19 protein-coding genes are annotated in these 21,059 nt (G+C 31.2%); 8 read left to right on the top strand and 11 right to left on the bottom strand.

The genetic code is table 11. From position 1 onward, the window contains the following. Positions 1-30: 30 nt before the first annotated feature. The 5 genes from Q0731_RS02170 (at position 31) to Q0731_RS02150 (ending at position 7,303) form a co-directional block, all read left to right on the top strand. Positions 31-1,395 (top strand): Fic family protein, encoded by a 1,365-nt coding sequence (locus tag Q0731_RS02170; RefSeq protein WP_299059206.1) that lies wholly within the window; start codon positions 31-33, stop codon positions 1,393-1,395. Further along, complete coding sequence (locus Q0731_RS02165) at positions 1,392-4,529, top strand: type I restriction endonuclease subunit R (RefSeq protein WP_299059204.1); 3,138 nt, start codon at positions 1,392-1,394, stop codon at positions 4,527-4,529. The genes Q0731_RS02170 and Q0731_RS02165 overlap by 4 nt, the downstream gene beginning before the upstream one ends. 711 nt (positions 4,530-5,240) lie before the next feature. Further along, entirely contained in the window at positions 5,241-5,774 is a 534-nt protein-coding gene (locus Q0731_RS02160) for a T9SS type A sorting domain-containing protein (protein ID WP_299059202.1), read from the top strand. Positions 5,775-5,781: 7 nt separating this feature from the next. Continuing rightward, positions 5,782-6,714 carry a DUF1566 domain-containing protein gene (locus Q0731_RS02155; protein WP_299059199.1) on the top strand — a complete coding sequence of 311 codons (933 nt, stop codon included), beginning with the start codon at positions 5,782-5,784 and terminating at the stop codon, positions 6,712-6,714. A gap of 40 nt (positions 6,715-6,754) precedes the next feature. Next, positions 6,755-7,303 (top strand): hypothetical protein, encoded by a 549-nt coding sequence (locus Q0731_RS02150; protein WP_299059198.1) that lies wholly within the window; start codon positions 6,755-6,757, stop codon positions 7,301-7,303. 112 nt (positions 7,304-7,415) lie between these two features. On the opposite strand, the gene Q0731_RS02145 is transcribed toward Q0731_RS02150, so the two are convergent. From Q0731_RS02145 to Q0731_RS02105, 9 genes are read right to left on the bottom strand one after another with little or no spacing between them, the layout of a single operon-like run. Continuing rightward, entirely contained in the window at positions 7,416-7,619 is a 204-nt protein-coding gene (locus tag Q0731_RS02145) for a hypothetical protein (protein WP_299059196.1), read from the bottom strand. Continuing rightward, positions 7,616-8,047: a hypothetical protein gene (locus tag Q0731_RS02140; protein WP_299059194.1), complete on the bottom strand. Its 432-nt coding sequence runs from the start codon at positions 8,045-8,047 to the stop codon at positions 7,616-7,618. Before Q0731_RS02140 ends, Q0731_RS02145 begins: the two co-directional genes overlap by 4 nt. After that, positions 8,040-8,537: a hypothetical protein gene (locus Q0731_RS02135; RefSeq protein WP_299059192.1), complete on the bottom strand. Its 498-nt coding sequence runs from the start codon at positions 8,535-8,537 to the stop codon at positions 8,040-8,042. Before Q0731_RS02135 ends, Q0731_RS02140 begins: the two co-directional genes overlap by 8 nt. Positions 8,538-8,567: 30 nt before the next feature. Next, on the bottom strand, positions 8,568-9,167 hold the full coding sequence (locus Q0731_RS02130) for a hypothetical protein (protein WP_299059190.1): 600 nt from the start codon (positions 9,165-9,167) through the stop codon (positions 8,568-8,570). Then, positions 9,164-9,379 carry a hypothetical protein gene (locus Q0731_RS02125; protein WP_299059188.1) on the bottom strand — a complete coding sequence of 72 codons (216 nt, stop codon included), beginning with the start codon at positions 9,377-9,379 and terminating at the stop codon, positions 9,164-9,166. Before Q0731_RS02125 ends, Q0731_RS02130 begins: the two co-directional genes overlap by 4 nt. A 15-nt stretch (positions 9,380-9,394) precedes the next feature. Then, on the bottom strand, positions 9,395-9,598 hold the full coding sequence (locus tag Q0731_RS02120) for a hypothetical protein (RefSeq protein WP_299059186.1): 204 nt from the start codon (positions 9,596-9,598) through the stop codon (positions 9,395-9,397). A 21-nt stretch (positions 9,599-9,619) separates the two neighbouring features. Continuing rightward, positions 9,620-10,408, bottom strand: a complete 789-nt coding sequence (locus Q0731_RS02115) for a DNA adenine methylase (RefSeq protein ID WP_299059184.1) — start codon at positions 10,406-10,408, stop codon at positions 9,620-9,622. 16 nt (positions 10,409-10,424) lie between these two features. Continuing rightward, complete coding sequence (locus Q0731_RS02110) at positions 10,425-10,898, bottom strand: RadC family protein (RefSeq protein ID WP_299059182.1); 474 nt, start codon at positions 10,896-10,898, stop codon at positions 10,425-10,427. Between the two features lie 19 nt (positions 10,899-10,917). Further along, on the bottom strand, positions 10,918-12,018 hold the full coding sequence (locus Q0731_RS02105) for a hypothetical protein (RefSeq protein WP_299059180.1): 1,101 nt from the start codon (positions 12,016-12,018) through the stop codon (positions 10,918-10,920). Between the two features lie 459 nt (positions 12,019-12,477). Between Q0731_RS02105 and Q0731_RS02100 the strand changes: the two genes are divergently transcribed. The 3 genes from Q0731_RS02100 to Q0731_RS02090 all read left to right on the top strand — a co-directional run bounded on the left by Q0731_RS02100 (position 12,478) and on the right by Q0731_RS02090 (position 14,376). Continuing rightward, positions 12,478-13,359, top strand: a complete 882-nt coding sequence (locus tag Q0731_RS02100; protein ID WP_299059178.1) for a tyrosine-type recombinase/integrase — start codon at positions 12,478-12,480, stop codon at positions 13,357-13,359. A 308-nt stretch (positions 13,360-13,667) separates the two neighbouring features. Continuing rightward, positions 13,668-13,880 (top strand): hypothetical protein, encoded by a 213-nt coding sequence (locus Q0731_RS02095; RefSeq protein WP_299059176.1) that lies wholly within the window; start codon positions 13,668-13,670, stop codon positions 13,878-13,880. Further along, positions 13,867-14,376: a replication protein gene (locus Q0731_RS02090; protein WP_299059174.1), complete on the top strand. Its 510-nt coding sequence runs from the start codon at positions 13,867-13,869 to the stop codon at positions 14,374-14,376. The genes Q0731_RS02095 and Q0731_RS02090 overlap by 14 nt, the downstream gene beginning before the upstream one ends. A gap of 48 nt (positions 14,377-14,424) precedes the next feature. Here the strand turns inward: Q0731_RS02090 and Q0731_RS02085 are convergent, their stop codons facing one another. Both Q0731_RS02085 and Q0731_RS02080 read right to left on the bottom strand, forming a co-directional pair. Continuing rightward, positions 14,425-16,437, bottom strand: a complete 2,013-nt coding sequence (locus Q0731_RS02085) for a CARDB domain-containing protein (protein ID WP_299059173.1) — start codon at positions 16,435-16,437, stop codon at positions 14,425-14,427. Continuing rightward, the gene (locus Q0731_RS02080) at positions 16,434-21,056 is read right to left on the bottom strand and encodes an RHS repeat-associated core domain-containing protein (protein WP_299059171.1); all 4,623 of its coding nucleotides are present in this window, start codon (positions 21,054-21,056) and stop codon (positions 16,434-16,436) included. The genes Q0731_RS02085 and Q0731_RS02080 overlap by 4 nt, the downstream gene beginning before the upstream one ends. Positions 21,057-21,059: the final 3 nt, after the last annotated feature.

Raw genomic sequence — 21,059 nt, 5'->3', positions numbered from 1 at the left:
AAACAAACCAACAACCTGTACAATAAATAGATGACCGAAACCAACAGATTAGAATATAAAGAAATCCTCACTAAAGATCTAGACATCGAAAAAGAAGTCATAGCTTTTTTAAACTATGGGTCTGGTGGTGCAGTTATTTTTGGAGTCAATAATTCAGACAAAGTAGTAGGTATTGCAGACGTAGATGATACGATGTTGCGTATTAAAGACCGTTTAAAAACTAATATTCATCCATCTTGTATGGGTTTGTTTGATATTTCTGTTGTAGCGCAAGAAGGTAAACAACTGGTAAAAGTTACCATTGCTAGCGGTAGCGAAAAACCTTATTTTAAAAAGAAATATGGGATGAGCGAAAAAGGGTGTTATATGCGAGTTGGTACAGCATCAGAACCTATGCCACAGAAAACCATAGACAGACTCTACGCATCAAGAACTAGAGATACTATAAGTAAAATCGTATCACCAAAACAAAAGTTATCTTTTGAACAATTACATATTTATTATCAAGAAAAAGGAAAGTCTTTAAACGCTCAATTTGCCACTAATTTAGAATTGGTAACAGAAGAGAGCGTTTGGAATTATGCAGGTTATTTACTGTCAGATATTAACAATATTTCAATTAAAGTCGCTAAATATTCAGGTAGAAACCGAGTAGACTTAATAGAAACCAATGAGTATGGTTATACCTCGCTTATTAAAGCGTGTAAGCAAGTATTAGATAAGTTAGATTTAGAAAACAGAACACTTGCCACAATTACCTCAAAAACAAGACAAGAAAAACGTTTGTGGGATGCAAGAGCCTTACGTGAAGCAGTTATCAATGCTTTTGTTCACAATGATTTTAGTAGAGAAGTACCACCAAAATTTGAGATTTTTAATGATCGAATAGAAATTACTTCTGCTGGCAGTTTAGTAGATGGTTTAAGTGAAAAAGAGTTTTTTAAAGGGTTTTCTATTCCTAGAAACAAAGAACTTATCCGTATTTTTAAAGACTTAGATTTAGTAGAGCAGTTAGGTTCTGGAATTCCAAGAATTTTAGATGCCTACCCTCAAGAATCTTTTGAATTTTCAGAAAACTTTTTACGACTTGTTTTTACTGCGACCGAACAAGTTACCGACCCAGTCTCAGACCCAGTTAACGATCTAGTCACCGAACAAGTCACCGAACAAGTTACCGAACAAGTAGAGCAACTTATTAAACTTATAAAAAATGAGCATAGTGGCGCAGAGTTAATGAGTTTGTCTGGTTTAAAACATAGACCAACATTTTTATATAATTACTTGCAACCAGCAATAGAAAGTGGTTTAGTAGAGTTAACAATTCCAGATAAACCGAAAAGCTCAAAACAAAAATACCGCTTAACACCAAAAGGAAAAAGTATCAAAAAGCAATGAAATTTACAGAATATCAATTAGAAAAAGCATTTATAGAATTATTACAAACGGAAGAAATTCCGCATGTTAATGGCGCAACCATTTCAAGAGATATTCAAGAAGTTTTAATTGAAGAAGATTTAAAATCATTTCTATTAGCACAATATAAAAATGAAAAGTTGACAGAAATTGAAGCAAATCAAATTATAAGAAAGCTAAAAACTTTTTCCGCTTCAGATTTATACGAAAGTAATAAATCGATTATGAAGTTGGTTGCAGATGGTTTTTCTTTTAAAAGAGAAGATCGTTCGCAAAAAGACATTTGGATTTATTTAATTGATTATTCAGAAGAGAATAAAAACAATTACAAATTCGTAAATCAATTAGAAATTACAGGTTACGAAAAAAGAATTCCTGATGGAATTTTATACATTAATGGTTTACCTCTGGTAGTTTTTGAATTTAAAACAGCGATAAGAGAACAAACAACCATTCATGATGCGTATGTACAACTAACCACTCGTTATAAAAGAGATATTCCAGAGTTATTCAAATACAATGCTTTTTGTGTCATTAGTGATGGTGTAAACACCAAAGCAGGCTCATTTTTTGCTCCTTATGAATTCTATTATGCTTGGAGAAGAGTATCAGGCTTAAATAAGGATGTAGATGGCATAGATGCGATGTTTACACTAATTCATGGAATGTTTAACCACGATGATTTACGTGGCATCATTCGTAATTTTATTTACATTCCAGATTCCTCAAAAAAAGATGAAAAAATAGTTTGTCGCTATCCACAATACTATGCAGCCACCAAACTCTATGAAAACATAAAAGAACACCAAAAACCAAAAGGAGATGGTAAGGGTGGAACCTATTTTGGTGCAACAGGATGTGGTAAAAGTTTTACCATGTTGTTTTTAACACGTCTTTTAATGAAAAGCGTTCATTTTGGTAGCCCAACCATTGTTTTAATTACGGATAGAACCGATTTAGACGATCAACTTTCAGGACAATTTACCAATGCTAAAGGGTATATTGGCGATAATAATATCATCAGTGTAGAAAGCAGAGAACATTTGCGTAAAGAGATACAAGGAAGACAAAGTGGAGGTGTCTTTTTAACGACAATTCATAAGTTTACAGAGGATACAGAGCTACTTACTGATAGAACCAATGTAATTTGTATTTCTGATGAGGCACATAGAAGTCAAACCAATTTAGACCAAAAAGTTACAGTAATAGAAAAAGGAGTTACTAAAACTTATGGATTTGCAAAATACCTACACGATTCTTTACCAAATGCCACTTATGTTGGTTTTACAGGTACACCAATTGATGCCACTTTAGATGTTTTTGGAGAGATTGTAGATAGTTATACAATGACAGAATCTGTAAAAGATGAAATTACAGTGCGTTTGGTGTATGAAGGACGTGCAGCTAAAGTGATGTTACAAAGTGAAAAGCTACAAGAAATTGAAAGTTATTATAGCCAATGTGTAGCAGAAGGCGCTAGTGAATATCAAGTAGAAGAAAGTAAAAAAGCTACAACCAATATGAATGTAATTATTGGTGACCCAGATCGAATAAAAGCAGTCGCTTCAGATTTTGTAAATCATTACGAAAAAAGAGTTTCAGAAGGAGCTACAGTAAAAGGTAAAGCAATGTTTGTAGCAAGTAGCAGAACTATTGCTTACAGTTTATATAAAGAAATTATTGCTTTACGTCCTGAATGGGCAGAAATAAAGGCATTTGAAGAGGGAAGTGAACTAACAGGCAAGGAAAAGAAGGAAATCAAACCTATGGAGCGTATCAAAATGATTATGACCAGAGGAAAAGACGACCCTAAAGAACTCTATGATATGTTAGGTACAAAAGAATATCGTAAGGAATTGGATAGACAGTTTAAGAATGCTAAATCTAACTTTAAAATCGCCCTTGTAGTAGATATGTGGTTAACAGGTTTTGATGTGCCTTTTCTAGATACGATTTATATTGATAAACCGATTCAAAGACATAATTTAATTCAGACAATTTCTCGTGTAAACAGAAAATTTAAAGGGAAGAACAAAGGTTTAGTTGTCGATTATATTGGTATTAAAAAGCAAATGAATTTGGCGTTGGCTGAATTTGGTAAAAAAGATGGGCAAAATATAGAGGAAGTTGAAAAATCAGTAATTGTTGTAAAAGACCATTTGAATTTATTGGGGAAAATATTCCACAAATTTGACACCAACAATTATTTTAATGGAACTCCATTAGAACAGCTTCAAACCCTAAATAAAGGTGCTGAATTTGTGCAACTTACACAAGAGTTAGAACTTCGTTTTATGGACTTGGTAAAACGTCTTAAAGCAGCTTATGATATCTGCGCAGGAACAGATGCTTTTACCAACAAAGAAAGAGATGAAATTCATTTCTATTTAGCAATTCGTTCAATTGTATTCAAATTAACCAAAGGAACAGCACCAGATGCTGCACAAATGAATGCCAGAGTTAGAGAAATGATTAAAGAGGCTATACAGAGTGATGGTGTAGAAGAAATCTTTAAAATGGGCGATTCTGATGAAAAAGAAGTTGATATTTTTGATGAAGATTATTTAGCTAAAATTCAAAAAATTAAGCTACCAAACACCAAGATAAAACTACTGCAACAACTGTTAGCAAAAGCCATAGGTGAACTTAAAAAAGTAAACAAAATAAAAGGAATCGATTTTTCTAAGAAAATGAAAGATCTAGTAGAAAAATACAACGAACGAAAAGAAAGTGATGTGTTGCGAAGTGAAGTTTTAGAAGATTTTACAGATGAAATTATTGACCTTTTTTACGAACTTAAAAAAGAAAAAGATTCCTTTCAAGACCTAGGAATCGATTTTGAAGAAAAAGCCTTCTATGACATTTTAAAAGCATTGGCGATTAAATATGATTTTGAATATCCAGAGGACAAATTAGTCCATCTTGCCAAAGAAGTAAAAACGGTAGTAGATGATAAAGCTAAATATACAGATTGGAGTAAACGTGCAGACTTAAAAGCAGAGTTGAAAGTAGACTTAATAATTCTTTTAGCAGAAAATGGGTATCCTCCAGTTGATAGAGATGAAGTTTACAAGGAAATTTTTGAACAAGCTGAGAATTTTAAGAAGTATAATTAGAAACTCTTGGTATTGAATTATGAATTGAATAAGTCTTGCTCTAGTGGTTTCAGAATCATTAAAATGAAGTATTGATTCAAAAAAGAATTTTTAAACTAAAAGAACCCTCAACACACAAAAAAAATTATTGCGAAAAGAAAAATGCCCTAATGATTTTAGAACTCTATTCCTATGCTTTTCAAAAGAGAATAGATAATATTAAAACATAAGTTATAAAACACAAAAATCAATAAAGATTTGAGTTAAATTAACAGAAGTGAATGCAACTTATAGTTTAGATAGATATTGATTTTTAACTATTTATAAAAACTCTAAATTGATTTATCCAGAAATAAAGCTATCAAAAAAATAGAGAAGAATAAATATGGCTAGTCAAATCTTAGTTAAAGCAAAACAACTAGAATTCTTTTAAATTCAAATTGAAAATAACCTTAAAATTGATAGAAGAACACCTTAAGAATCTTCTTTAAAATACCTATTTATAGGTATTTTTTTAAATAATAATTTTTACACTTTTGTCAGAAATATATCTAATCTCAATAAATTATATGTTTAGAAAAAATTAGATGACTTATTCAATCCTTGAATGAAAAAGGGTTAAAAGATAAAAAGTAAGTTTTAGCATAAATTAATTAAAGTTTAATAAAACACTACAAATTGTTGTTAAACACATTTGGAAAAGATTTATCATTTTAAGTTTTAAACATAATAATGAAATGTAATAATTTGAAAAACTTGATTAACACAATCATTCAAATAAATTTTAATAGCCGTATTATGAACAAAATTTTATTTTTAATATTTAGTTTTTTATCCTTTATAGCCAATGGTCAAAGCAGTTTTGTGGCTTCAGCTAATTCAAATACTGCAAGTAGTAATATTAGTTATTCAATTGGGCAATTGCTAACTACTCAGGTTTCAAAAGAAAATATAACCATTAATCATGGTGTGCAACAGGCTTTTGAAATTCAAGAAATATTAAGCATAACAGAAACTAAAGACCTTTTAAAATTAAGCATTTTCCCAAACCCTGTACCTGAATTTTTAAAGTTAGACATAAAAGGATTCGATTTTACCAATTGCTACTTTAGTTTAGTAGATATAAATGGTAAACAATTAAAAAATAATATTATTAATAAAAATCAAACTATTATTAGTATGCCTAACTATAAACCAGCTGTGTATTTTTTACAAATAGTAAAAAATGGAAAAAAAATAAAAACTTTTAAAATAATTAAAAAATAAATTTAAAATGAAATACTCAATATCTATACTATTTATATTTTTAGGTACATTTCTTACTTTTTCGCAAAGTCCAGAAAAAATGAATTACCAAGCAGTAATAAGAAACGCCAGCAATGAACTTATCAAGAATAAAACTGTAGGTGTTAAAATTAGTATTTTGAAAAATAGCGTGTCTGGAACCATTGTTTTTGAAGAGACATATAATCCAAGTCCATCAACTAATGCTAATGGATTATTAACATTAGAAATTGGAACCGGTACTGCTAATGTTGGAGATTTTACCACTTTAAATTGGGGAGATGGAGAATACTTTATCAAGAGTGAAATAGACCCTGAAGGTGGGAGTAATTATACTATTACAGCAACAAGCCAATTAATGAGTGTACCATACGCATTACACGCTAAAACAGCTGGTAATATTAAAACATATAAGATCGGAGATTTTGCACATGGTGGAATTGTTTTTTGGTTGGATGAATCAAGGCAACACGGACTAGTTTGTGCAAAAACAGATGCTAATGATGGTCGAGTAGTAATGTGGGATCCATCAGAAAAACCTGAACGATCTTTATCTTGGCGAAATGGTATTTATGGAGGTAAGATTAACACATCTGTCATAATGTCTAGGGTTGAATTCACTAATGTTGACAGTGAAGTAACAGCAGCTCAGGCTTGCTCATTTTATGGTTTGTTTAATGGTTCAATCTACAGTGATTGGTATGTACCTTCAAAAGATGAACTGAATTTATTATATATAAACAAGGATATAGTAGATTCAACAGCTATTAGTAATAACGGTATGAAACTTAGTTTAAGATATTGGAGTTCAACAGAGTTTGGTGAAGAGTTAGCTTGGGCTCAAGATTTTGTTGAACCAACTAATCAATTTAAAAAACAAAAAAACACATCGACATTCGTTAGACCTATTAGGTCATTTTAAAAAAATAAATAATAATGGCGCAAATTAAATCTAAAAAAAAATGAAACAAAAAATCTTATTAATAGCAGTATTATTTATTACAATATTATTTAGTTCTTGTGGAGATTCTGGCACAAAAACACCTGAAAAAGAACCTGTACTAGGGTGTACTCAAATAAATGCTTGTAATTATGCACCAGTTGCAACAGAAGATGATGGTTCATGTACATTCTGTTCAGATTGCAGTGGAAATACTATTGAAAATAGTTCGGTATTTCAATCAATAGATGTAAATCTTTTTGACTTAAACCCTTCTTCCTCTTACTTTAATCAAGTCTTTTCAACTCTTAATGTTACTTGGTATAAACAAGATTATTGTATTAAAGAAGAAAATGAATTTTATACTTCTTTCAAAAATGTAACAAACAAAACAGTAACTTTTGATTATTTAATTCAATCAAATGCAAATGGGCAAATTAGATCAACTCAAGGTTTTATTCAAAACTTAGCACCTGGAGATACTTTTACTAAACTTGCACCAAATAATTCTTTTTGGAATCTTAAAACATATCCAGTAACCGTTAGAATAAATAATATAAAATATAATTAATTCATATTTTAAATTATAGTAACCTATAAGAGGTTATCATATCTAATTTAAGAGCTCAGTAGATTATAAAAGTATTTTAATAAAAACACTCAAAAATTTTGAGTGTTTTGTGTTATTTAATTTTCATTTCATACACAATTACAACGGTTTTCTTTTTAAGGAAATCAACTGAAATAATCGTATAATTCTCGTCAAAAAGTAATCCAAGTTCAAGATTAACATACTCTTGAAAGCTTTTAGGTTCTTCACCAAAATCCTTCAAATAATAATCATAATCTTTTTTGGTAATAATTCTGACTTGTTTTAAATTTTTCATTTTAACCATATCTCAAAAGATTTGCTAAATCCACACCAGTGATGGTTTTTATCGAAACCACGTTCAGCAAGTGTAAATCGAATTATTTTTTCAATAGGTATTTTACTTTGAAGGATAAATCGTAAAATTTCTCCATCCATAGTAGTAAACTGTGCAAATAATTCTTCCAAATGAGGAGCAGATTCTTCATCCATTCTTATTTTTCGGATATCATCGTAATTCATATCTGAATAATCTTTAGGAAGAATATCCAAAAATGACATCTCCATTTCTTTGGCTGTGGCTTCTTCAACAACTGCAAAATTATTATCAGGACCATTAATGATTCCAAAAGTAATTTTAGCAATTCTATATTTAAAGTTGAGCCAAAGACAATGATGAATTGCTTTCTCTTGAGAAGAAAAAATATCTAAATAGAAATTATCCATTTTGCTTTTCTTCTTTAGGGATTACTCTTCCATTTAATGAAATAATATCTTCTCTAGAAGACTTAGCATCTTTACCTTTTTTACGCAATAAACGCTGCGTATTGAACAAAGAGCGACATTTAATGTTAAACTCAGTGTAATTAAAAGCATCCTCTTTTCTCTTGAATGTTTTTACATAAGCTTCATACAATTGCTCGTTAGTAAGCTGATTGTCTTTGGCTTTCATAATAATATCCAACACTAAGGAAGCAACAGGATTTAAACCTCTCTCCGACTCCGAAAAGTCAAAACCAAGTTCTTCAATACGTTTACGTTGTTCATCATCTGCATATTTTAAGAGTACTGTAACATCGCGTCTATAATCTTTTAAACGGTCAACTACATTTTTCTTGTTTTCTTTAGCAGTTTCAATTTGTGCTTCTGTTTGTTCCAGAAGGCTTTGGTCTGTTTTAATGTTTTCAATTAAAACATCTACAATAGTAGCATTCATAAGTATTCAATTTTAAAATTAATATTTAGTTTAAGTTAATAGCCAAAGGCTATGTATCACGAGTTCATCTCGAGTAAATTTTTCTTCAATAATAATGTTGTCTATTTCAGCTTCTGCTTCTTCTTTGGTGTCGAAAAAGTAAGAAGGTTTAGTAGTTACAGCATAAACATCCTCAGCTAATACATCACTTGTAAAAATGGCATACACTTTTTTTGCTTTGCCCGTTTTAAGAAGTAAACTTCTATAGTTAGAAGTATCATATTCATCCCAGTTTTCGACGGGCTTAGAAGCTAAGTAATGGATTTCGTTTTGTGTTTTTCTAAAAAATAAATCCACTTCTTCTTGAGAAGAATCAGAAATAGCTGTCATTTGTTGTTCTAGATCGTGTATCGTCCAATCTAGCACTACAGCATCACCATTAATCAATTCAAGAAGTTTATCTCGTTCCATAAATCCTAGAGCATTTTTACTCCACACATCTTTATACAACCAGTAAATCATTTTACGCAGTTCACTGTCTGTAAAATGTTTCATCAATTCCTTAGATAGTTTTGTGTTTCCTGGAGTATCTATAAAATTGGATAAGTCATTCAGAAAAAATAGAATTCGTTTATAGGTTTTTAAATTCATTCTTCTTCATCTTTAGGTTCACAATGGTTTTCAATAGTCGCTAATAAATGAACATAATCGCCACTTTTAGCTTCATCTATTACTTGTTTTATTTCTTCTAGTGTCCAACCTTCTTTTTTAGCTTGTCGTTTAAAAACACCCATAATCATAAAAGCGTTTCCGTTTACGCCAACCAAGTCTAGGTTGACGGTTTTGTCAATTACTTTTTTCATTTTTATTCATTTAAGTTAATATTTAGAGTACTCAAGAATTGTTGCTATTAAATGATCTTCATCATTGTGTTTGGTGGCTTTATCAATTACATTTTGTATTTCTTCTATAGTCCAACCTTCTTCTTTAGCTAGCTGTTGGAAGAGTTCCAAAATAGCTTGAGTAGATCCTGTAAAACCTCGAAAATCGAAGTCAATCATTTTGTTGTGTGTTGTATTCATTTGTTTGTTTTAATGTTGATATTATTCTAAAGGGAAGTTTGCGGTCAGCACTTCCGTTTTTGTTTTGTTCTTCTTAGATTTTGTTTGATTTGCAGAAACCAATTGTTCAATTGATTTGGTATGCCAGTGATTTCGTTTGGTAAACTCAGTAAGAATTTCTGAAGGATAACTACTCAATATGAATTTACCTTTCAATGATTCTAAAACTTTTAATAAAGCTTCAAAATCTTCTAAAGTGTAATTTCCATAATGTCCCATATTCGAATTGAAATAGGGAGGGTCAATATAATTGAAGGTAGAAATACTATCACGCAGTTTTAAAATTTTTAACGCATCAGAACACTCAATTTGAATTCCTTTTAAACGTTTTTTTAAAGCTGGAGTCAGTAGTTCTTTTTTTCTCTCCCAACCTAGAGCTTTGGTTCCTTTGGTATAACAACCAAAGGAACCAATACGTCCAGAAAACCCCATATTTGTGAGTACAAAAAAGGCCCAAGCACGTTGTAAGTCTGTAAAGAAAACAGGATGTTTGTACATATTCAGTGCTACATTATAGACAACTCTAGAATAGGCAGTTACCTTAATCTTAGATTTTAAGGCTTCGAAATCTTCGTGTAATACTTTATAAAAAATGGTTACAAAAGAATCAATATCATTAATGACTTCATTTTGCACTTTAGGTTTTAAGAAGAAAACAGCTCCACCACCAGCAAATACTTCTGTGTATGTAGAATGTTCTGGAATTAAATCCACAATCATTTTGGCTAAATTCTGTTTTCCTCCATAATACGTAATGGGTGTTTTTATCATAGAAAAGGGAAGTGATTTACATCAATCCACTATCAGAGAAAGAAACAAATCCTTCTGAAGTGAGAATGAGATGGTCTAGTAAAGTAATGTCTAGTAATTTAAAAGCCTCTTTTAGCTTTTGAGTTAAAACCTTATCAGCTGTGGAAGGTTTCAATTTTCCAGAAGGATGATTGTGCGCCACCACAACAGCTGATGCATTAGACAATAGAGCGAGTTGATATATTTCTTTTACGTTTACAGCAACTCCAGTTGTATTGCCAATACCTATTTCACTAACACCCAATATTTGATTCGCATTAGTCAGTAATAGTATCCAAAAGAATTCTTTATAATCAATACGTTTGTTGTCTAAAAATTCTCGAAGAATTCTTTCTGAATCTTCAGAACATTTTACAACCCGATTCGTATTAAAAATTGGTCGTTCATAATGAATTTGTACTTCATTAAATGTTGACATCTCTGATAGAGATCTCTGTAATTTAGTTTTCATAAGTAAAAAATTTAAAATATTAGAGAATGGTATCTGCACTAAAGGGAATGGAAGGTTTTCCATCAATCATTAGTTTTAGATAAATAGAGTAGTTTGCTAAAGAGATAAAATCTTCAGTTTTAAAAACAGGATAAAATTCTTTTGCCATTAATTTGGCGTCCGTAATTCCTAATCGAAAGGCGACAATAGTACCTACGTTACCCAAAACACTTGCACGTACATTGGGGTCTAGTTGATACAAAAATTGGTTTGCTAATATTAATCCTACTTTAAATTTTCTGACTTGTGCCAGTAATTCTGCAATCAATTCTGTTCCAGAAATGGTTTGAAATTCATCTATATATAAAAAATAGGGAACTCTGTCTTTTTCTAAAATATCAATCCGAGAAAAAGAGGCTGAAGCTAACGAAGTCAATAACAAACCTCCTAAAATATTAGAGACATCAGCTCCTACTTGTCCTTTAGCTAGATTGATAATGAGTATATGTTTATTATCAATAATTTGTCTTAAAGACAATTGTTTTTTGTTTTCGATTAAAATTTTTCGAACAATAGTATGACTTAAAAAGCCTCCTAATTTGTTCATTATAGGTAATAAATCGTTTGGTTTATATTTCGGAAATTCCTTTAACCAGAAAGTTTTGATGTCTTGGTTTTGAATATGGATTAAACATTCATCTCGATATGATTTCTGATGTAAAAGTTTTAGGATGTCCGAAAGCTGGGCTTTTGGCTGATCCAATAATGTGAGCAAAATCATTCTGAGAATGTGTTCCATTTTCATACCCCAAGCCGATTTCCAGTTACGTTGAAAAATTTCTAAAATATTAGAAGCTACCAAAGAACGTTTAGAGGGAGAAACCGAGCGTAAAGGATTGTATCCAAGTTCAAGTTCGGGATTTGTAATATCAAAATAAATGATAGTACGATTTCTAAATCGGCCTTTTAGTCTTTCATTAATCTCGCGAGAAGCGTCTCCATGCACATCAACAAAAGCAAATCCACGATTAGCTTCTGCATCTTGAACCATAAGAGACTTGAGGAGTGACGTTTTACCAGCACCAGATTTTCCAAAACAATAAAAATGAAACATTCGGTCTGCTTGTTTGATACCAAACATTGTTCTTTCTGTTCTAAAATTTGTGCGAGCAAAATAACTGACGTCATACAAATTTGAATGATGCCAATACATAAAAGGGAAGGGTTATTAATTAAAATAAGGTTTTATTAAATTGTGGATAAAGAACTATTGCTATATAAGGAGTTATGATACGCTTAAAAGACTATCTGGTTAGAAAAAATATCTATTCTTACACCTATTATAACATTTTTGTTAAACTCTTACCAGTAGTATTAAAACGGTAGGGAAATATCGATAACCTTGCCTAGAATTTTATTATGATATACACTAACAGTGGTAACTTAAATATAGAGATATCCCAACATTGCTCGAAAGAGTCGTCTGTTTTTTAAATACAGACTAAAGCAACAATGTGGAGTATTCATAAAACCTATTCTTTTTTGATTTAGGTTATATGAAAGACCCACTAGATTGCTTTTGGTGGGTCTTTTATGTTATATGACAATAAACAAAGCAATACAGATTTATTTAGATTGGAAAAAATCACACACAACAGTAGCTTACAAGCGATACAAAGTTCGATTAGAACATTTTATTAATTTTATTATGCCAAAATCTTGCTTACAGGATGTTTCCGGTGATGATATTGTAGCTTATCATCAGAGTATGGAACCAAATTATAGTGCTGCAACCATAGCTTACTCTGCAAGAATTTTGAGAAACTTCTTTTATTTCTGGCATGGTAGAAGAGAAACTAATTTTAACCCTAAAGAAATCATTCCCATACGTTTTATCAACCCAGATAAAGACATCGTAACTTTTGAAGATTTTGAAGATATGAATGATTTACTAGATGAAAATTATTTATGCGATTTACAGAAAAAATTAGTTTTAAATCTATTATGGGACACTGGCATGAGAGTAAGCGAATTGATAGATTTAAAATTATCATCAATAAGTACTCAAAGTAAAGATGGATTAAGAACTGCAAAAGTAAGGAGTAGAAAAAGTATGCGTTATAATATAGTGGTTTGGGGGTATGATACAAACGAATTATTAAATCGTTATTTAGGAATTCGATTGTGCGTGGAAACAAATTCAGAAGAACTATTTGTAAACAGAAAAACAGGAAAACCATTTAATGTGAGGAGTTTACAACGATGGATAAAAGAACTCTCAGAAATGGCGTCGTTAGAGAAAAATATTACTCCTCACTCCTTTAGACATGGAAAAGCAAATTATATTTTAGATCAAGGGGGAAGTGTTCGAGATGTTTCTGCAATACTAAGGCACGTTAAACCAGAATCTAGTTTCCATTATATGCAACTCTCCAGAGAACGATATAAAAGTGTAGCAAGTAGATATCTTAAAACTGCATAAGAAAATAGCAATCTAGATGATTGCTTTTTTTATAAATTGAGAATATAATTATGTCAGTACTTTCAACTATGAATATTGTTATAAATTAGGTTGTTTTATTATAAAGTAAAAACTTTATATTTAGGTTACCACTATTTATATAAGCAATGACAACAGCCCAGAATAGGGCTGTATAAAAAATATATGTAACGTCGCACAATACCTCTTGTCTGACATACTTGTCGCAAAACTTATATAAAAAAGCGATGTAATTTTTTAATAATATTGGGTTTGTCCCTAAGGTTGAAGTACGTAAACTAAATATAAATATGACAAAATTTTATAATGTTTGTACTCGAAAAACGATTAATGGGATTAATGGAGAAAAGAAATTTTACCACAAGGTTGGCGTTGTAAAAGTGACAGAAAATGGTGGTTGGTTTTTACAATTATACCATCAACCAGAAACTGATTTTTTAATCTTCCCAAACCATAATGACGAGTTACCAGTTATTAATTTTGATAACAATGAGGTTGAATAAAACTACGCCTGTACCAAATATTTTTTTTGATTCTCTTATGTCTGTTTTATCTTCTTCAGCAGTAAGAGTGTATTTAAAAATAATCAGAAATACTTTTGGTTGGCGAGATGAAAATGGAAATCCTAAAAACCGAGATTGGATTTCACATTCTCAGTTTTCTAAAGTTGGTTTATCAAATAGAAGTGTAACAAATGCTCTAGATGAATTAATAGAAAAAAACCTCATTACACTTACGGATTATTCAGGAAATGATTTAACCACACCTAAACAACGTAAACAAGCACAACGCATCTTTTATTCAATCACTAATAACATTGAAAATAATGCACCCACCAACGCAAAAAACGACCAAACAAAGGCGCAAAATTTGCGCCCTACAAAAGAAATTTCTTTACCAAAGTACAATGCAAAAGACAAAATTCCTGATAATGTTAGAATAGAGCAAATTAAACAAGAACAACAACGTAAACAAATGCAAAGAGACAACTGGTTATAGTTGTCTCTTTGTTTTTTGTGCTGACATAAAAGCTAACGCTTTTATAAGTTAATCTTTGATTATCTTTTTAATCACTGAACCTTTATCTGTTTTAATTTTTAAGAAATAGGTTCCATTAGAATATTTAGAAATATCTATAAGATTATAATTTTTAGTTCGTTTTAAAATCTCTTTACCTAATACATCATAAATTATTACCTTATTAATTTTTAAACTATCATTAACCTGTATTTTTAAAAATGCTTTAGTAGGATTAGGATACACCAAGATACTACTTATCAATTCTTCTTGTAAAACACTTAATGCCTCACAACTTTCTGAATATTGTGCAGAAACATCTTTCTGCCAAGTAGCATAATTTCCTGTGCCATTAGATGCATCTGTTGCATTATCTACTTGAATACATAAGTTTGTTGTATTATTTATAACATTAAATTCAGAAATAATAGCATTGGTTGTATTCTTAATATTTAAACTTTCTAATAAGTTATTATTCAATAAAACACTTGTCAGTTTTACATTAGTACTTGCGTCTAAAGTTGTGAACTGATTGTTACTTGCATCTAACTTTTTCAAGTTAACATTAGAACTGATATTTAATGCATTCAAATTATTATTTGAACAATTGAACTCTTCTAAAAGAGCACTACTTACTAATAAATTAATATTAGTGATTTGATTATTGCTAACATCTAAAACTTGTAATGACTGAAAATCTTGAATACCTGTTAAGTTTGTGATATTTTTTGAAGCAATGTCTAAACTAGTTACAGCAGTAATATTTGTAGTGGGTACATAATCATCTAACGCTCCAGAATCATAACCAAAATCGATTAAGGCTTGCTCAAAATTATCATCTGGCACATAGGTCAAGCTGGCTGTATTTGTAGTTACTGTAATGTATTCATTTTTATACTCTTGTGCTTCTCCATTTGCATTGAATACCTTTAATGTAACATCATAAACTCCCTCTGTATTATAGGTTACTGATGGGTTTTGTAAGGTTGATGTGCTTGGTGTACCTCCAGGAAAAGACCAAACCCAGCTTATAGGTGCATTTATACTTTGGTCTGTAAATTGCACCGAATTCGAAGCTGATAAGGTTTGACTCTCTACACTAAAATTGGCAATTGGCAAAGCAGTGTCTTTTTTAATGGTTAAAGGAACTCCAACCACATTGTTGGTTTCATCTAATTCTGAAACAGTATTCTCTTTATCTACTGCAAAAAGTACATAATAGTTACCTGTAACTGAATTAGAAGGAATAACAACTGTCTTATTATACCCTAAATTAGTACCTGCATTTAAGGCAGAAATAGTTTCATTAGCATCTGTAAGTGGTATGTCATTGACTTCTAAAGTAGTGTTTGAAGATAAATAAGCTTTTACAGTTACTACACTTGCATTTGCAGTACCTGAATTGAAAATACTAGCTGTTAATTCTAAATTATCTCCTGCAACTACAGTTGTATTATTTAATGCGGCATTTTGAATATTTAACTCTGCAACATCTGGTGCATTTATAGTAACAACAATATTGTTTGTATTGTTAGTTTCATCTGTTTCTTGTATTGCTTTAATAGCATCTATATAAAATACCAAAAAACGATTACCTAAAGTTGCATTGTTAGGTATGTTTATTTTAAAACTAACCTCTTTATTTGAGTTAGCATTAATAGTAGGCACTACAAAACTACCTACCTCTACATCTGTATTAGTTGCTGTGGCAGACAAATAGACTTTTAAAATACTACTTTGTACTATAGTTGAACCACTATTATTAATAGTAGCCATAACTGTTGTTTCTTGCTCTTGTGTTAATGTAATAGCAGAACTATTTATAGCAGAAATAGTTAAATCTGGTAAAACCACAGTACTTGTTAATTTATACCCCAAACGATTGTCTAATTTATCATATTGGTAAGTTTGTGTTTTTATCCCATCTTTTGAGTTTATCAAACGACTTTCTGTATCGTATTGATAAGTATGTGTATCTTGTGAAAAGCCTTGCTTTACTATGAAAATGACACTTATTGTTAGTATTAATTTTATTGTTTTCACTTTTGTAAGACTTTATTTTTAAGTTGATCTTCTATAAAATCAGTTAATTCATTTTTTGCTCCCTCATAAACTAAATGACCAATATCTTTTATTGCTCTGCCCTCTACCATTCTAAAATCAACACCAATTGGTAAATAACCTGTTTTACCAAATAACTTGGTAGTTCCTAGACCACCCTTTGAACTAAATCCCATCCCAGAAGTTAATTTACCAGAAATAGCCCCTTTTACTCCCGATTTTGTTACATTCTTACTATACTCTACAAGACCGTCACCTGCATCGTCCATAGCTATCATAGAAGCTATAAACATTTCCTCATCATTTGTAATGATTGAATAAAAACCTGCACTTATTCCAGTAATTCCAAGTGTTACGTTTTTGATTAATTTTGGACTTTCCAAAATTGCTGTACTAGCACTACCAAACACTGCTCCGTGCAAAGCTTTTTCTCCTTTAGGATCAATATTCCCAATAGGATTATTCTCTGCGTAAGGATATAAGTTTGTAGCCCAAATAGGGTCTTCGCTTAAAAAACGCCCAGTTGTTGGGTCGTAAAAACGAGCTCTCATAAAATAGAGTTCTGTATCTTCAAAAGCTACTCCATATTTACCTACATACCTGTATGCGTTTGTGTCTGCTTCATCACTTTCTAAAAGTTGTCCAAAATCGTTGTATTGGTATTTGTGGGTAATGGCTTCATTTTTATCTGTCATTGCAATAGTACTTCCTCTAAAATCGTAATGATAATAATGGGTTTGATTACTGGCATTAGTTCTAGAAATCAATCCTAGGCCATATACATAATAGTTTTGTGGTGTATTAGCATTGTCAGTTTCTATCAAAACTCTACTCATTCCAAGAATATCTAATACATATCTTTTTTCTACACTATTTACAGTACTTTTTCTTCTTTTACCTGAAGCATCATATTCGTATTGTGCTGTTATTCCTCCAGAAACTCCTGTGAGTCTATCATATACATCAAAAGTATAGGTACTTCCTGTTTTACTGGTTATATTTCCATTGGTATCGTGTGAAAAAGTAACATTGCCTGCATTTTGTATTTGGTTGGTAGCATTATAAGAATAAGAAACATCCGTATTTGCTAATGCACTTGCAGTATAAGGTTCTGTTTTGGTTTCGGTTAAATGATTGCCTATTGGGTCTAGTGTAAAAGCATATGCATTAATAATAGTTGTATCTGCTTTTTTCCAAGATAAGCCTGTCATTCTACCAGCATTATCATACGTATACGTACAGTTCGTTCCATTGGCATAGGTAATTCCGTTTAACAAACCATCTGCTCTATAGGTATATGTTGTGGTATTGCCATTCCAATCTGTAACTGTATTTAATAGATTATCATCATAATAGGTATAGTTTACAACTTTGTTATCTGGATAGGTAATTTTAGTCACATTACTATTAGGATCGTAACTATACCCAACAGTATTCATAAAATAATCTATTGTACTGGTTACCCTGTTTAAAGCATCATATGTATAACTAATAGTTCCTTTTGAGTTTGCAATAGCAGTGATGTTATTATGCGTATCATAAGTATAGGTTACAGTATCTCCTGTTGTACTAACGCTAGATAATCTTCCTTCACTATCATAATTATAGGTAAATACAGTACCTTTTGGGTTAGTATAGGTTTTTACTTTTCCATCATCAAAATAGGTATAGGCATCAGTAGCACTACCAAAATTAACAGAGGTTAAAAAGTCATTGTCAAAATCATACGCCATAGTTGTTGCCCCATTATTTGCATTGATGATTTTTGTGAGATTGTCATTTGGATCAAAATTGTATTTGGTAGATTTATTATTAAATGTTTCTTCTAACAAATTATCATTTGCATCATATTGATAGGACATACTTTGCCCATTAGGATTTGTAAATGACAATAATCTACTAATTACATCATAACTTGCTTTGGTAGAAATCCCTTCAGGCGCATCAGTTTTAATGACGTTTCCATAAGCATCATAGGTGTAAGAAGTAGTAATACCAGCAGGATTTGTAACCGAAGTTACCAAACCTTTACTGTTTACTGTAAAATTAGTACTTCCTCTTGGTGTACTTGTTTGGGTTAAATTACCTGAACCATTGTAACTGTAGGTGTAATTTTTGCCATTTGCATCTGTATATTTTGTAATGTCGTTTCTACTATTGTATTCATAACTATAAGAAACGCCTAAAGGTAAATTGACCGATAATACATTACCCATATCATCATAGGTTAAACCTGCTTTTTTTCCATTTACATCAATGCCTGATGGTTTGTGTGTTTGTGTGGCATCATAAGTAATATCAACATTGGTATTGTTGTCTTTTTTAATATGATTCGGATTTCCGTTTTTATTATAATCTACAACTGTGGTTTGATTATTTGGGTCAACTACTGTGGTTTTTGTAAAATTATCATTGGCAGTTTGTCCGTAATTTCTATCGTAAGTATATTGTGTTGGCTGATTGGCATTGGTTTGACTACTTATCAACTTTTTGCCTTCATAAGAATTCGTAACTGTATTTCCTTTTGGCAAGGTAATCGTCATTAACAAATCTTTTTCAGCATCTGCACCATAATTATAGGTTGAAGATTGATTTTTAGCATCTGTAAAAGAGATCAATTTTGGCTCATCATCTGAATTGAAAGTAAATGAAATTTTTCTACCTGAAGGGTCAGTAATGTCTTTTACCAAATCTGATGTTGGGTGATATGCAAACTGTAATTTTCTACCTGAAGTACCTACCACTTCACTGATACGTTTGTAGTTTTCGGTTTTAGGATTTTTTGCATCCTCGTAATTTACCGCTAATGTATTTCCATTTCTATCTTGAATACGCGTTAACACAAATGGGAAAATTTCATCAGTACCTTCAAACTTTTGATAGGTATATACAATTTGATTTTTTGTAATAATGGTAAATTTATCAGCAGTTGGTCTTTGCAAAGTATTATAAACACCTTGTGTAACTGCTTTAAAACCTCCTCCATCTCTTTGATAAATATGGAAACCACTATTGGGTAACGCAACAATAACTCTATAATCATCAGGTCTTTTTACATCACCCACAATCTCTGTAATATAACTGTTGTACGTATGATTCCACATTTTACCTAAAGGCTGTAATGGAATTAAAGACGTTGGCATTTCTGATAAATACGAGTTATAGGTATGCTCAAAACCTAAAGGAATACCAACACTACCAATTGCAAAACTTGTTTTGGTATAATGGTTAAAATTACCACTATGCATACCAGCAAATGAAGCTAAATTGGTGGGTGTATAATTACCAGGAATAAAAAAGTCGGTATCTGAAATGGTTGGTGGAGTTAGTGTTTCTAACATTTTATGTAAAATCACAAAAGCAGTACCTCTTTTAATGTACCCATCAGGATGTATCAAATGGTCTGCTGTATCAGAAATTAAACCTAAATCATAAGCCTTAACAATATAATTGTAGCCATAATGTTCAGTTAAACCTTCGTCTATAAAAGGTGTTGTGCCAGAATTATTGGTTTCATCAATATTCCAAGCTTCAAGTAATACTTTTAAGGTATTGGCTAAAGAAATATCATCTGAAGGTTTAAAGTTGAAATAGTTTCTATCAAAAGGTGCTGTAGCATCATCAAATTCTAAATAAGATAAGTTTTTCGCATAGGAATAATACCAAGTATCTTCTTTGCTTTGTAAATCGTTAAAAGGAGAAGGGAAGTCATCTGCTGTAGGATTATTTTGTAAACCAATACTTAAATAGGTGATTTTTGCCAATTCTGCCCTGTTTAGCGTTTCATTGGGCTCACACATCCCATCATTATCTAATATTTCTTTCGTACATAAATTGGTAACAGCTTCGTGTGCGTAATGACCTGCTGGTGCATCATTGTATGCACAGTTCCAATCGCCAATGGTAATGGTGTTTTGGCTGTACAAACTCCATTTGCCAAATTCATCTTTTGCTCTTATATACAATTGATGTTCACCACCTGTAAGATTGTTTAATGGAATAATATAATCTTTATCAATAGTATTGTTAGCAGTTAATGGTAAAGAAGTACCTGCTCCAAAACCAGGGTCTGTATCAAAATAATATTCTACCTCTGTAATATCTGGTAAAGTACCATCACCTTTTACCACATATACGTTACGTTTGGTTTGTAAACTCCATTTACCAAATTGGTCTTTGGCTCTTATGTATAAACTGTGCACACCAACAGATAAATTTTTGAGACTAACTAAAAAGTTATTCTCTATTGTACCTGTTTGTGAGCTTATAGTTAATGGAATTGCTTTACCAAAACCAGGGTCTGTATCCCAGAAATATTCTAACCTACTAATGTTAGGTGTGTTTCCATTACCACTAACTATATACACATTTCGTTTGGTGTATAAACCCCAGCCATTGGCATTTTTACCACGTACATATAAACTATGTACACCTGTAGTTAAACCAGTAAGCGGTATTGTTGCATTTATATTAGAACCAGAACCTAAGCTTGTACCTTTACCAAAACCAGGGTCTGTATCCCAGAAATATTCTACACTTTGCCCATAACCAATAAGACTACACAGTACTATTGCTAAGCAAATGATTTTTTTGTGTACCATTTG

It is taken from the genome of uncultured Polaribacter sp., from assembly GCF_947497695.1.
Taxonomy (GTDB): domain Bacteria; phylum Bacteroidota; class Bacteroidia; order Flavobacteriales; family Flavobacteriaceae; genus Polaribacter.
Note: the sequence above shows the minus strand (reverse complement) of the source record. Positions and strands in the feature narration are given on the sequence as shown.